The following is a 13,460-nucleotide window of genomic DNA, read 5'->3' on the forward strand; positions in this document are numbered from 1 at the left end:
GGCAGCACGAGGAGTCGGTCTTGTCCGGCCCATACCTTCGAATCGAACGAACGAAGTCGTGAAGAGATCGTGGCGGCCGGGGCCGTCACCGCACACGAGGGGGCATTCCCGTCATGGATTCCGTCATGGGGAACGGAGAGACGCGGGTGCGGGGGCTGGCCGCCCGGGCCGGCGGCTGGAGCGCCCGGCACCGCTGGGCCGCCGTCGGCGTATGGGTGCTGTTCGTCGTCCTGGCGATGGGGCTCGGCTCGGCGGCCGGCCGGGTCGACGTCGACGAGAGCGACCAGCTCAAGGGCGAGACCCACACCGCAGCGCAGATCATCGACGACGCGGGCATCAAGGAACCCGCGAGCGAGACCGTCCTGATCCAGGCCAAGGACCCGTCGGTCAGGGCCACGGACACCGCGTTCAAGGCCGCCGTCTCGGACGTCGTGAAGGCCGTCGACGGCACCGGCAGGGTCACGGACGTCACCTCGCCCTACGTCACCGGAACGATCTCGAAGGACGGCCGCAGCGCACTGGTCCAGTTCGACATGCGCGGCGACTCCGAGACCGCCGGCGACCGGGTGGGACCGGTGCTGGACGCGGTGGCCGGGGTGCAGAAGGCGCACGGCACGCTGCGGATCGAGGAGATCGGCGGCGCCAGCATGAACAAGCAGTACGACGACGCCTTCGGCAAGGACTTCCAGCGGGCCGAGTACTCCGCCGTGCCGGTGGCCTTCGGCATCCTGCTGATCGCGTTCGGCGCGCTGGTGGCGGCCCTGCTGCCGGTGGGTCTGGCGATCACCGCGATCATGGCGACGATGGGCCTGATGGGCCTGGTCAGCCATCTGCAGCCGATGAGCGACACCGCCAACTCCGTGATGCTGCTGGTCGGCATGGCCGTCGGCGTCGACTACTGCCTCTTCTACCTGCGCCGGGAGCGCGAGGAACGGGAGGCCGGCCGGGGCGCGGACGCCGCGCTGCGGATCGCCGCCGCCACCAGCGGCCGGGCCATCATCGTCTCCGGTGTCACGGTGTGCGTGGCGATGGCGGGCATGCTGTTCACCGGTCTCGCCGAGTTCGAGGCGATGGGCCTGGCCTCCCTGATGGTCGTCGCGGTCGCCATGGTCGGCTCCGTGACGGTGCTCCCCGCGCTGCTCTCCCTGCTCGGCCACCGGGTCGAGAAGGGCCGCATCCCGTTCCTGCGCCGCCGCAAGCGGGCCCACGGCCCGTCCGAGAGCCGCTTCTGGACGGCCGTGCTGCGGGGGGTCCTCGCCAGGCCGCTGGTCTCCGTGCTCGTCGCGGTCGGCGCCCTGCTCGCGGTCGCCGCTCCCGCCCTCGGCATGAAGACCTCACAGCTCACCCTGGACCAGGAGTTCGGGAACTCGCTGCCGATCGTGCAGACCTACGACCGCGTCAACCAGGCCTTCCCCGGCGGCTCCGAGCCCGCCGAGGTGGTCGTCAGGGCGAAGGGCATCAACGCCCCCGAGGTCCGGCAGGCGCTGACCGACTTCAAGGAGCGGGCGATCAGTTCGGGCGCCTCGCGCGGGCCCGTCGACATCAAGCTGCACGACGCCCAGAACGTCGCCCTGATCACCGTCCCGCTGGTCGGCGGCTCCGACCTGGACAAGGCCGGCAAGAGCCTGCACACGCTGCGCGACGAGGTACGGCCCGCCACGCTCGGCAAGATCGACGGCGTGCAGGCCCCGATCACCGGTAACGTCGCGGGCAACCAGGACTTCAACGACCAGCTGCTCGGCTCGGTCGTCCCGGTCTTCGCCTTCGTGGTCGTCTTCGCCTTCCTCCTGATGCTGCTGTCCTTCCGCTCGTTGACGGTCGCGGTCACCTCGATCCTGCTCAACCTGCTCTCGGTGGGCGCCGCCTACGGCATCCTCGTCGCCGTCTTCCAGCACGGCTGGGGCGCCTCGCTGGTGGGCGCGGAGGGAGTCGGCGCGATCGTCACCTGGCTGCCGCTGTTCCTCTTCGTGATCCTGTTCGGCCTGTCCATGGACTACCACGTGTTCGTGGTCTCCCGGATCCGTGAGGCCCGGCTGCGCGGCCGGTCCACCAGGGAGGCGATCCAGCACGGCGTGGTCACCACGGCCGGGGTCGTCACCAGCGCGGCCGTCATCATGGTCGCCGTGTTCGCGATCTTCGGCACGCTGTCCATGCAGTCCATGAAGCAGATGGGCGTGGGCCTGGCGGCCGCGGTCCTCATCGACGCGACCGTCATCCGGGGCGTGCTGCTGCCGGCGGTGATGGCCCTGCTCGGCGAGCGCAACTGGTACCTGCCGAGCTGGCTGCGGTGGCTGCCCGACCTGACGCACGACGAGTCGCCGGAGGCCGAGGCGCCGGTGACGCGGGGCGAGCAGGAGCGGCTGCCGGTCTGAGCCCGGCGGCAACGCCCTTCGACACAGGGTCCGTCGGTCTCCGGGGGAGCCGACGGGCCCTGTCCCTCGTGGGCCTCAGCGCTGGTAGCGGGCCAGCACCAGGTTGCCGTCCTTCTCCAGGCGGCGGCGGAGTGCGCCGAGGCCGATGGCCCCGCTGTAGTACTCCTGGAGGGCCGGGGTGGCCACCTTGTCCTTCCACTCGGGGTAGCCGCGGACCGTCTGGGCGGGGGCCGGGCTGAGGTGTCCGGCCAGGGCGGTGCCGGTGGCCCAGCCGTACGTGGCGGTGTGCAGGGCGGGGTCCCGCAGTGCCTGGGTGCCGGTGGGCAGCATCCAGTCGCCGAGGGCCAGCCGGACCATGTTCTGCGGCCGCAGCAGGAAGTCGATGAACTCCGCCGCCTCCTTCTTGTGCGGGCTGTCCGCCGCGACGGACAGCGTCTGCGGGCTGACGCCCTGCTCGAGGCCGTCCGCGCCGGCCGGGGCGGGCAGGACCTCCCAGTCGAAGCCCTTGGGTGCCTGCTGGACGATCTGCTGACGGTAGGAGAACCCGAGGGGGACCATCGCGTACTTGCCGGCGAAGAACCCCGGCAGGGTGTCCGAGCCACCGCTGCCCAGGGTGGAGCCGGGCGCGCTGTGGTCGGCGTTCACCTGGTCGTGGACCGTGCGCGGCACGACCTGGTCGGCGGACCCGAACCGCACGGTCACCTTGCCGTCGGCGCCCCGGTGGAAGAGCTGCCCGCCCGCCGACAGCGACAGGTTGAGCGTGGCGGAGACGGGCTCCTTGAGCGGCCAGGCGACGCCGTACTTCCCGTCGCGGCTGAGCCGCTTGGTGATCTGCCGGAACTCGGCCCAGGTCCAGGGGTGTTCGGGGGTGGGTATGCGCACGCGGGCCTTGGCGAGCCAGGTCTTGTCGGCGATCAGCACCCGCGGTTCCTGGAGGAAGGGCACGCCGTAGATGCCGTGCCCGAAGGTCGCCGTCCGCCAACTGCGCTGCGGTATGTCGGACTTCAGGCGGTCGGACAGCAGGCCGGTGAGGTCGGCGAGGTAGCCGCCGTAGGCGAAGTCCGCGAGGTCGTCGGAGGCGTCGTGGATGATGTCCGGTGCCTCACCGCCCTCGAAGGACGTGAGCAGCTGGTCGTGGACGCTGTCCCAGCTCCCCTGGACGTACTCGACCTTGATGTCCCGGTGCGTCGCGTTCCACTCCTTCACCAGCTCCTTGTTGGCGGCGACCGACTCGTCCTGCCAGGCCAGGGACTGGAACCGCAGGGTGATGGGGCCGCCGGTGCGGGCGGCGGAGGTGCAGCCCGCGAGCAGCAGGAGGAGTACGAGGACCGCCGTGCCGATCCTGGTGCGCATCAGCTTTTCACCGCCCCGGCGAGCATCCCGCCCGAGATCCGCCGCTGGACCAGCGCGAAGACGACCAGCGAGGGCAGGGTGGCGAGGAAGGCGGCCGCCGCCAGCGGACCCAGGTCGGCGACGCCCTCGGCGCCGATGAAGTGGGTGAGGACGACCGGCAGGGTCTGTTTCTCCGGTGTCTTCAGCAGCACCAGCGCGAAGAAGAACTCGTTCCACGCGGTGACGAAGGCGAACAGCCCGGTCGCCACGATCCCGGGCGCCAGCAGTGGTGCCGTCACCGACACCAGCGTCCGCAGCCGCCCGGCCCCGTCGACGGCCGCCGCCTCCTCCAGTTCCACGGGCACCGCTCGGACGTAGCCGACGAGCATCCACAGCGCGAACGGCAGTGCCCACACCACGTACACCATCACCAGCCCGAACAGGGAGTCGATGAGCCGCAGGTTCTTCAGCACCAGGAACAGCGGGATGATCACCAGGACGAACGGGAACGCCTGGCTGACCACCACCCATCCGGTCGCCGCCCGGGAGAGCACGGTGCGGCGCCGGGCCATGACGTAGGCCGTCGGGGTCGCGAGCACGACGGCGACCAGCGCGGCGCCGAGCGCGGCGAGCAGGGAGTTGAGGCCGGCCCGCAGCAGGGGCTGTTCGTCGAAGGCCTGGCGGAAGTTGGCCAGGGTGGGGTGCCGGGGGATCCAGGTGGGATGCAGACTGCCCAGCTCCTGGGGGGACTTGAAGGCGGTGGAGAGCAGCCACAGGAGCGGGAAGGCCAGGAAGACCAGGTAGGCCAGCAGGGCCGCGTACTGGCCGGCGCGGGCTGCGGTACGGGTCCTCACGCGTCCTCGCCTCCCCGCAGCCGGCCCGTCAGGAAGACGGCCAGCAGCACCGCGATCACCGCGACCATCACGCAGCCCATCGCCGCCGCGTACCCGAACTGGCCGTAGCGGAAGGCCTCTTCGTAGGCGAAGAGCATCGGCAGCCGGGTCTTGCCGCCGGGGCCGCCGTTGGTCAGGACGTAGACCAGGGCGAAGGAGTTGAAGTTCCAGATCAGGTTGAGTGCGGTGACGGCGAGGGCGATGGGTCGCAGGGCGGGCCAGGTGACCGCGCGGAAGCGGCGCCAGGCGCCGGCGCCGTCCACTGCCGCCGCCTCGTGCAGTTCGCGCGGGGTGTTCTGGAGCCCGGCCAGCAGGGCGACGGTGGTCTGCGGCATCCCCGCCCAGACGCCGACGACGATCACGGCGGGCAGGGCGGTGCCGAGACCGCTCAGCCAGTCCCGGCCGTCGCCGAGGCCGAGGTCGTGCAGGGTCTCGTTGAGGACCCCCGCGTCGGGGTTGTAGACGAGCCGCCAGATGATGCCGACGACGACCTCGGGCATCGCCCACGGCACGATCGCGAGCGCGCGGGCCAGCCAGCGCAGCCGTAACTCCTGGTCGAGCAGGAGGGCGAGGCCCAGAGCGAGCAGGAACTGGGGCACGGTCACGCCGACGGCCCAGACCAGGCCGATCCGGAACGACTCCCAGAAGAGGGTGTCGTGCAGCAGGTCCCGGAAATTGAGACCGCCGATCCACCGCGTCGCCGCGGTCCGGCCCGACTGGGCGTCGGTGAACGCCAGCAGGAGCCCGTAGAGCAGCGGACCGACGCTCAGCACGAGGATCGGGATCAGGGCGGGCAGGACCAGGAACCATGCGCCGCGGCCGTTGACACGGTCGGCGGCCGGCCGCCGCCCCGCACTCGCCACGTCGGTCACCAATGCCACGTCGTCCCCCTTTGCGCGGCCCGGTCGGGCCTGGACATGGTCGTGAAGGCCGGTTGTCCCGTCAAGGCACCGCGCACACCCTCCGACCTTTGTGGATGCGAGACTGGCCGCCGGACGGCGAGAAGGCGACGCCGTGTGCACCCGCACAGCGGCGGGCACCCGGGCGCCGGAACGGACACGGAGGCGGGCGATGGACGAGGCAACGGCGCGGGACGTACTGGCCGCGGCGGGTGTGCTGCCCGGTGCGGCGGCCGACGCCCCGCTCCTGGCCCTGGGCGAGAACGCGGTGTTCGCGGCCGGGGACCTGGTGGTGAAGGTCGGCCGGGACGCCGAGCTCCTCGACCGGGCCCGGCGGGAGCTGGAGATCGCCGGATGGCTGGCGGAGGCGGACGTACCCGCCGTACGCGCCGCCGAGCCGAAGGCGCTGCTCGTCGACGGCCACCCGGTGACGGTGTGGCACCGGCTGCCGGACCCGGTGCGGCCGGCCGAGCCGCGGGATCTGGCCGCGCTGCTGCGGATCGTGCACGCACTGCCCGCTCCTCCCTTCGCGTTGCCGCCCCGCGAGCTGCTGGGCGGTGTGGAGCGCTGGCTGCGGCTGGCCGGCGACGCGATCGCCCCCGCCGACGCGGCGTATCTGCGAGAGCGCCGGGACGGTTTCGCGGCGGCCGCGGCCGCGCTGACGCCCCGTCTGGCGCCAGGACCGATCCACGGGGACGCGCTCCCCCGCAACGTGCACGTCGGCCCGGACGGCCCGGTCCTGGTCGACCTGGAGACCTTCTCCTCGGACCTGCGCGAGCACGACCTGGTGGTGATGGCACTGTCCCGGGACAGGTACGGGCTGCCGGCCGACGCCTACGACTCGTTCGCCGAGGCCTACGGATGGGATGTGCGGGAGTGGGAGGGGTGCTCCGTGCTCCGCGGAGCCCGGGAGACGGCCAGCTGTGCGTGGGTCGCCCAGCACGCACCGAGCAACCCCCAGGCACTGGCCGAGTTCGAACGCCGGGTGACTTCGCTACGGGAGGGAGACGAGTCGGTGCGGTGGTATTCCTTCTGAGAAACGCCCGCTGAGCAGCGCCCCAAAGGGGCGCGGGGAACTGCGCGACCAGCCCCCACCGGCCCGCGGCGAACGGTCAACCCAGCCGCCCCGGCACTCAGACGACGTCGGCCAGCTCCCGCAGGGGCCACGCCCCGTCCACCACCGCGTCGGCCTCCCCCTTGCCCCGCAAGAACCGCTGGAAGTCCGCCGCCCACTCCGCGTACCACTCCACCTGCCGCCGGTGCAGCTCGGCAGGACCCAGCACCGCGATCTTCGGGTGCCGCTCGGCTATCGCGCCGGCCAGCCGGGCCGCGGCAAGGGCGTCGGCCGAGGCGTTGTGGGCGGCGGCGAGGGTGATGCCGTACTCGGCGCACACCGCTTCCAGGTTCCGCTTGCCGCGGCGGTAGCGGTCGACCCAGCGGTCGATGGTGTACGGGTCGACGACCGGTGCCGGGTCGAGGCCGCCGAGGCGGTCGGAGAGGGACGGGAGCCCGTGCCGGCGCAGCTCCGCCGAGAGCAGGGTGAGGTCGAAGGTCGCGTTGTAGGCCACGACCGGGACGCCCGTCCTCCAGTAGCCGGTCAGGACGTCCGCGAGGGCGTCGGCGACCTGGTCGGCCGGTCTGCCCTCGGCAGCCGCCCGCTCGTTGCTGATGCCGTGCACCGCCACCGCGTCGGCCGGGATCTCCACGCCGGGATCCGCCAGCCACTCGCGGCGGCCCAGCTCCTGCCCGGCCCTGACCTCGATCACGGCCCCCGTGACGATCCGTGCCTCGCGCGGATCCGTACCCGTCGTCTCCAGGTCGAAGCCGATCAGGAGCTCCTGGTGCCAGCCCATGGGCGGCCCCCCTTCTTGGTGGTGCTTTCCCCCAGTGGTCTCCACCCTCGCATGCCCCACTGACAATCAGAGGACCGCGTTCCGCTTACCGGCGCGTCAGCGTCGCACACGCACGTCAGGACACCGGGCGCGAATCCGCCCAAGCCGTCTCGAACTCCTCGCGGTAGGTCGGGAAGAGGCCCGTCTCCACGACGTCGTCCGACCTGACCACCTTGCTGCCGTTGCGCAGCACCAGCACCGGTGACTCCATCCCGCGCGCCCCGCGCAGGTAGGACTGGATGACCGCGACGCCGTCGGTGCCGTCGCCGTCGACCAGGTAGGCGGAGAAGCGGGGGGTGTCGTCGTACACCTGGATCTCGAAGGCACCCGGGTCGCGCAGGCGGGAGCGGACGCGGCGCATGTGGAGGATGTTCATCTCGACCGAACGGGCCAGTTCGCCCCGTTTCATCCCGAGTTCGCGTTCGCGGCGCTTGACCGCGCTGGAGGCGGGGTTGAGGAAGAGGAGGCGGACCCGGCAGCCGGTCTCGGCGAGGCGGACCAGACGGCGGCCGGAGAAGTTCTGCACGAGCAGGTTGAGGCCGATGCCGATGGCGTCGAGGCGGCGGGCGCCGCCGAAGAGGTCCTCGGCCGGGAACTGGCGCATGAGGCGGACCCGGTCGGGATGGACGGCGACCACGTCGCCGTAGCGGTCACCGACCAGGTCCTCCACCGCGTCCACCGGGAGCCGGCGCGCCGAGGGCACGTCGCCGCCCGCGCCGAGCATCTCCAGGAGCCGGGCGGAGGCGCGCTCGGCCTGGTCGAGGACGGCCCCGGACAGCGCCCGGTTGCGGGAGACGACGTTGCGGGTCACCTCCAGCTCGTCCAGGGCGAGTTCGACGTCCCGGCGCTCGTCGAAGTACGGCTCGAAGCACGGCCAGTGCTGGACCATCAGCTCGCGCAGCTGCGGCAGGGTGAGGAAGCTGAGCACGTTGTCGTCGGCGGGGTCGAGCAGGTACCCCTTGCGGCGGCTGACCTCGCGCACGGCGACGGCCCGCTGGACCCACTCCTGGCCGGCCGGACCGGCCGCGGCGACCACCCACTCGTCGCCGTGGACGGGTTCGTAGATGGGCCGCAGCACGGCGGCCACGACCGCCCGCATCCGCTGCTCGACGAGGTTCAGCCAGATGTAGGCCCGGCCGGCCCGCTGGGCGCGCGTACGCACCTCCAGCCAGGCGTCGGCGTCCCACTCCAGCTCCGGCCCGATGGAGCCCGTGGCGTCCATCGGCCGGGCCAGGGACACCGCGCCGGGCGGGACGTCTGTGGAGTTCCCCTCGTGACCCTCGTCACCAGGGGGCAGCTCCAGGCCTCCCGAGCCCACCCGTGCACCGCCTTCCGCTCCCCCGAGCTCTCCCTGTGCCAACGATCAAGGAAGGGTACTCCGGGAGTGGTCGGCGGTGCAGCCGGATGGACAGGTCGTTTCTCAACTACCGTTTCCGGGCTGTCCGTTCTGATCAGCAAGGGCTGCCGGAGTGAGCGGATTCATAGCGGTGACGTCGCGCGGGGCGATGGAGAAGCCCTGCCAGTGGACCGGCATCGGCTGCTGGTCCTCGTCGCGCGCGATGTGGTGGAAACCGACGTTCACCCAGACCACGGGGTTGGTGAGGGTCTGCCCGTTGACGAACTTGTCGACGGTCTTGGGATGACCGCTCGGGCAGCCCGGGTTGTTGCTGGCGAACTGCTCGCACTTGTCGTACTGGGTGAAGTAGACGTCGTGCGAAGTGAACGCGTGGCCCGGGTACTTGTTGCTGGCACCCCGGACGATCTCGTAGGACCGCGCGTGTCCGTCCTTGTTCTTGCCGGCCGTGCTGACCACGCGCCACCAGCGCATGTTCTCGGCGTCACCGGCGAGTTCCTTGGTGACGTCGGTGCGGGTGGTCTTGTCGGTGGGCGCCTCCTGGCCGTGCACGGGGGCGCTGACCTTCGAGTCGTACTGCTCGATACGGCTCTTGGAGGAGCCGTCGAGGTCGAAGTCCAGCTTCCAGAAGACGTTGTGGGCGTGGCTGGTGGCGTAGGCCGTGGCGCCCTTGCCTATCGGCCAGCCGCGGCCGTCCCCGGCGTCGTAGTCGCCCGGCGAGAGGCTGCCGGTGGCGCCGACGTTCATGTTGATCGTGCCGTCGTCCTGGAACCGCCACTCGGTCATGTACTCGTACCAGCCGACCTTGTTGACGGTGTAGATCAGCAGGTCCTTGCCCTGCGCCTGGTACACCTTGTTGCCGGTGTCGGCCTGCATCCGGTACGCGTGGCCGCGTGAACGGGTGGTGGTGCACAGGCCGTTGACGTCGGGGTGGGCCGGATCCCAGGCCTCGGGGACCTTGACGGTCCTGATGGTGCCGCCGGGACACTCGGCCGAGTCGAGCGGCACCAGGCCCTGGGCGAAGCCGAAGCCGGTCAGGTCGTCGTACTCGACGCTGCCGTCGTCGTAGGGGACGTCGATCTGGGCGAGGCGGGCGCTGGAGAGGACCTTGATGGGGGCCGACTCGCCCTTGGGCTGGTAGGAGATGTGCTCCAGGACCAGTCCGGCCTTGCTGTCGTAGCGCCAGCACATCCGCCAGGTGGTGCCGGTGGAGAGCTTCTGCTCGATGCGGTAGGCGGCCGAGCAGTCGGCGGCGGCCGCGGCGGCCCGCTTCGGCTGGGCGACGGCGGGTCCGGCCGCGGTCGTGGCGCCGGCGGCCAGCGCGACCGCGGACAGGCCCACGGCGGCCGTCCTGCGGGCATGGCGGATTCTGGGCACGCGCGTGCTCGCGCGCAGGTTCACGTGCATGACGAAGTGACTCCTGGTACGGGAGATGCAGGGTGAAAGGTGAAAGGTGAACGGAGGGGCCGGCTCAGTGGCCGAGCTTCACGACCTTGCGCGCGCTCAGGTCGACGATGAGCGACCTGGCGTCGATCCACGGCCCGTTCTTCACCTTGGGGAAGAGCCGCACACAGCGGTGTTCGCCGCAGGCGTCGAGGGCGGCCGGCTGGGCGCCCGGAGTGGCGCGGTAGACCGCGCTGTTGAGCAGCAGCTGCTGTGCCGGGTCGGTCAGGGCGGTGCCGGTGGCGTCCTTGAAGTCCGCCTTCAGGCCGGCGCCGAGCGGGTCGGCGACGAGCAGTTTGAGCGCCTCGACGTTCTCGTCGTGGCTGAGCGGCGGCTGGACGCCCTTGCTGCTGGTGGTGTGCTCGACCTTGCCGGTGTCGAGGTTGACGGTCCGGGTGACGAGGGTGTCGTCCCGGTAGTCGTAGAACGTCACGTCCGCGCGGCGCGGCGCGTCTGGGCTGTCCAGTTCGTTCGCGTCCGGCTCGGCGAGATCGACGCTGAGCCGCTGCGGGCCGCGCCGGCCCTCGACGTTCTCCCCGGCGCTGAACATCTGCTTGGTCAGGGCGAGTTGTTCGACGCGCCTGGTCTCGTCGTCGGTCAGCGGGTCGCTGCCCGTGCCCTTCTTCCCCTCGGCGGGAGCCTGTTCCACCACGCCCGGCTCGACGGCGTCCTGCCCCTGGCTCCCCTGCTGCGCGGCCACCGCCGCGTTCCCGTCGCTCCCTCCCGACTCGTTCGCCCCTGCCGTGCCCGGCAGGGTGATCCCGACCATCACGGCGGTCCCCGCGACCGCCAGTCCCGCACCGGCCACCACCTTGCCCAGATGGCGGTGCACTATCTTGCGCACATCTTCCCCCTACTCCCCCTTGGTCACAGGGAGTACGTGATTGCCCCACTGGTTCGGCACACGTCGGCCCCACGGGCTGCTGCGTGCACTGGTCGCGGGGTAAGAGGGACGTAAGTCACGAGGGGTTCCATTACTTTCGGGCAGACTCATGACCAAGGCGCCCCCGGGCGCAGGACACACCTGGAAGAGTCGACTTCATGCAGGTCTGGCCTGGAGAGGCATATCCGCTCGGCGCCACGTACGACGGCGCCGGGACCAATTTCGCGGTCTTCACGGAGGCCGCGGACCGAGTCGAGCTGTGTCTGCTGCACGACGACGGCTCCGAGACGGCGGTGGAACTGCGGGAGAGCGACGCCTTCGTCCGGCACGCCTACCTGCCCGGCGTGATGCCGGGACAGCGGTACGGCTTCCGGGTGCACGGCCCGTACGACCCCGGGCGCGGGCTGCGCTGCAACTCGGCGAAGCTGCTGCTCGACCCGTACGCGAAGGCGGTCAGCGGGTCCGTGCGCTGGGGCGAGGAGGTGTACGGCTACCACTTCGGCGACCCGGACAAGCGCAACGACCTGGACTCGGCGCCGCACACCATGACGTCGGTGGTGATCAACCCGTACTTCGACTGGGGCGACGACCGGCGGCCGCGCACCGAGTACCACCACACGGTGATCTACGAGGCCCACGTGAAGGGCCTGACCATGCGCCACCCGGGGCTGCCCGAGGAGCTGCGCGGCACCTACGCGGGCCTGGCCCACCCGGCCGTCATCGAGCACCTGACGGCGCTCGGCGTCACGGCCCTGGAGCTGATGCCGGTCCACCAGTTCGTGAACGACCACCGGCTGGTCGACATGGGCCTGAACAACTACTGGGGCTACAACACCATCGGCTTCTTCGCCCCGCACAACGCCTACGCCTCCTGGGGCGACCGCGGCCAGCAGGTCCTGGAGTTCAAGTCGGCGGTCCGGGCGCTGCACGAGGCCGGGATCGAGGTGATCCTCGACGTGGTCTACAACCACACCGCCGAGGGCAACCACCTGGGCCCGACCCTGTCCTTCCGGGGCCTGGACAACCCGTCCTACTACCGGCTGACGGACGACCCGCGCTACTACATGGACACCACCGGCACCGGCAACTCGCTGCTGATGCGCTCCCCGCACGTCCTCCAGATGATCATGGACTCGCTGCGGTACTGGGTGACCGAGATGCACGTCGACGGCTTCCGCTTCGACCTCGCGGCCACCCTGGCGAGGCAGTTCCACGAGGTGGACCGGCTTTCGTCGTTCTTCGACCTGGTGCAGCAGGACCCGGTCGTCTCCCAGGTGAAGCTGATCGCCGAGCCCTGGGACGTCGGCGAGGGCGGCTACCAGGTGGGCAACTTCCCGCCGCTGTGGACCGAGTGGAACGGCAAGTACCGCGACACCGTGCGCGACCTGTGGCGCGGCGAGCCGCGCGCACTGGCGGAGTTCGCGTCCCGGCTGACCGGCTCCTCCGACCTCTACCAGGACGACGGCCGCCGCCCGCTGGCCTCCATCAACTTCGTCACCTGCCACGACGGCTTCACCCTGCACGACCTGGTGTCGTACAACGACAAGCACAACGAGGCCAACGGCGAGGACAACCGGGACGGCGAGAGCCACAACCGGTCCTGGAACTGCGGGGTCGAGGGCCACACCGACGACCCGACGATCCTCGAACTGCGCGAACGGCAGATGCGCAACTTCATCGCCACGCTGATGCTGTCGCAGGGCGTGCCGATGCTCGGCCACGGCGACGAGTTCGCGCGCACCCAGCAGGGCAACAACAACGCGTACTGCCAGGACAACGAGGTGTCCTGGGTGGACTGGCCGGCTCCCGACGACGACAGCGGGCTGCTGGCCTTCACGCGCGCGATGGCGCGGCTGCGCAAGGAGCACCCGGTCTTCCGGCGCCGCCGCTTCTTCCACGGCCGCCCGGTGGAGGGCACCCACGACGAGCTCTCCGACATCGCCTGGTTCACCCCCGAGGGCCACGAGATGGTCCAGCGGGACTGGGACTCGGCCCAGGCGTCGGCCCTCACGGTCTTCCTCAACGGCAACGCGATCTCGGAACCGGACACCCGGGGCCAGCGGATCGCCGACGACTCGTTCCTGCTGATGTTCAACGCGTCGCCGGAGCCCCTGGACTTCGTGGTGCCGGTGAACCACGGCAGGCAGTGGGAGGTCGTGGTCGACACGGCGCAGGCAGAGCCGGTGTCGGCCGGGCCGAAGGTGGACGGCGGCGAACGTCTGACGTTGGTGGGCCGAAGCCTGACCGTGCTGAAAAGGCCGGCGTAGGGATGCGTGCTCCGACGGGCCGTTGGGCAGACGCGGGCCGGTGGGGGCCGGTCGCGGCCACGCGGCGGAGCCGCAGAGTCGGTACGGCCCGGCGCCCCTTCCGGGCGGGGTGCCGCACTCCGTGA

10 protein-coding genes are annotated in these 13,460 nt (G+C 71.1%); 3 read left to right on the top strand and 7 right to left on the bottom strand.

All coding sequences use genetic code 11. The features are described from left to right. The first annotated feature begins 125 nt into the window (after positions 1-125). Positions 126-2,372 (top strand): MMPL family transporter, encoded by a 2,247-nt coding sequence (locus tag ACZ63F_RS21155; RefSeq protein WP_469712863.1) that lies wholly within the window; start codon positions 126-128, stop codon positions 2,370-2,372. Positions 2,373-2,447: 75 nt separating this feature from the next. Here ACZ63F_RS21155 and ACZ63F_RS21160 read toward each other — a convergent pair whose 3' ends face one another. Genes ACZ63F_RS21160 through ACZ63F_RS21170 form a run of 3 tightly spaced genes read right to left on the bottom strand, consistent with a single transcriptional unit; the run spans position 2,448 to position 5,469 of the window. Further along, entirely contained in the window at positions 2,448-3,725 is a 1,278-nt protein-coding gene (locus ACZ63F_RS21160) for an ABC transporter substrate-binding protein (protein WP_469712865.1), read from the bottom strand. After that, positions 3,725-4,558, bottom strand: coding sequence for a carbohydrate ABC transporter permease (locus tag ACZ63F_RS21165; RefSeq protein ID WP_469712867.1), 834 nt, complete (start codon positions 4,556-4,558; stop codon positions 3,725-3,727). The genes ACZ63F_RS21160 and ACZ63F_RS21165 overlap by 1 nt, the downstream gene beginning before the upstream one ends. Further along, positions 4,555-5,469, bottom strand: a complete 915-nt coding sequence (locus ACZ63F_RS21170; protein ID WP_469713083.1) for a carbohydrate ABC transporter permease — start codon at positions 5,467-5,469, stop codon at positions 4,555-4,557. The genes ACZ63F_RS21165 and ACZ63F_RS21170 overlap by 4 nt, the downstream gene beginning before the upstream one ends. 199 nt (positions 5,470-5,668) lie before the next feature. On the opposite strand from ACZ63F_RS21170, the gene ACZ63F_RS21175 reads away from it, so the two are divergent. Continuing rightward, the gene (locus tag ACZ63F_RS21175; RefSeq protein WP_469712869.1) at positions 5,669-6,532 is read left to right on the top strand and encodes a phosphotransferase enzyme family protein; all 864 of its coding nucleotides are present in this window, start codon (positions 5,669-5,671) and stop codon (positions 6,530-6,532) included. Positions 6,533-6,629: 97 nt separating this feature from the next. On the opposite strand, the gene ACZ63F_RS21180 is transcribed toward ACZ63F_RS21175, so the two are convergent. The 4 genes from ACZ63F_RS21180 to ACZ63F_RS21195 form a co-directional block, all read right to left on the bottom strand. Next, positions 6,630-7,349 (bottom strand): exonuclease domain-containing protein, encoded by a 720-nt coding sequence (locus ACZ63F_RS21180; protein WP_469712870.1) that lies wholly within the window; start codon positions 7,347-7,349, stop codon positions 6,630-6,632. A 115-nt stretch (positions 7,350-7,464) separates the two neighbouring features. Beyond that, complete coding sequence (locus tag ACZ63F_RS21185) at positions 7,465-8,706, bottom strand: SAV2148 family HEPN domain-containing protein (protein WP_469712872.1); 1,242 nt, start codon at positions 8,704-8,706, stop codon at positions 7,465-7,467. A 102-nt stretch (positions 8,707-8,808) separates the two neighbouring features. Beyond that, the gene (locus tag ACZ63F_RS21190; RefSeq protein WP_469712874.1) at positions 8,809-10,149 is read right to left on the bottom strand and encodes a copper amine oxidase; all 1,341 of its coding nucleotides are present in this window, start codon (positions 10,147-10,149) and stop codon (positions 8,809-8,811) included. 64 nt (positions 10,150-10,213) lie between these two features. After that, the gene (locus ACZ63F_RS21195; RefSeq protein ID WP_469712875.1) at positions 10,214-11,029 is read right to left on the bottom strand and encodes a Tat pathway signal sequence domain protein; all 816 of its coding nucleotides are present in this window, start codon (positions 11,027-11,029) and stop codon (positions 10,214-10,216) included. A 197-nt stretch (positions 11,030-11,226) separates the two neighbouring features. Between ACZ63F_RS21195 and glgX the strand changes: the two genes are divergently transcribed. Further along, entirely contained in the window at positions 11,227-13,335 is a 2,109-nt protein-coding gene (gene glgX / locus ACZ63F_RS21200) for a glycogen debranching protein GlgX (RefSeq protein WP_351961962.1), read from the top strand. Positions 13,336-13,460 lie beyond the last annotated feature (125 nt).

The sequence above is a fragment of the Streptomyces sp. NPDC104761 genome (assembly GCF_055583445.1).

Coding starts and splice junctions, on each gene's coding strand:
- ACZ63F_RS21190 (WP_469712874.1), bottom strand. CDS start 10,149: ATGCACGTGAACCTGCGCGCGAGCACGCGCGTGCCCAGAATCCGCCAT.
- ACZ63F_RS21175 (WP_469712869.1), top strand. CDS start 5,669: ATGGACGAGGCAACGGCGCGGGACGTACTGGCCGCGGCGGGTGTGCTG.
- ACZ63F_RS21160 (WP_469712865.1), bottom strand. CDS start 3,725: ATGCGCACCAGGATCGGCACGGCGGTCCTCGTACTCCTCCTGCTGCTC.
- ACZ63F_RS21155 (WP_469712863.1), top strand. CDS start 126: ATGGGGAACGGAGAGACGCGGGTGCGGGGGCTGGCCGCCCGGGCCGGC.
- ACZ63F_RS21180 (WP_469712870.1), bottom strand. CDS start 7,349: ATGGGCTGGCACCAGGAGCTCCTGATCGGCTTCGACCTGGAGACGACG.
- glgX (WP_351961962.1), top strand. CDS start 11,227: ATGCAGGTCTGGCCTGGAGAGGCATATCCGCTCGGCGCCACGTACGAC.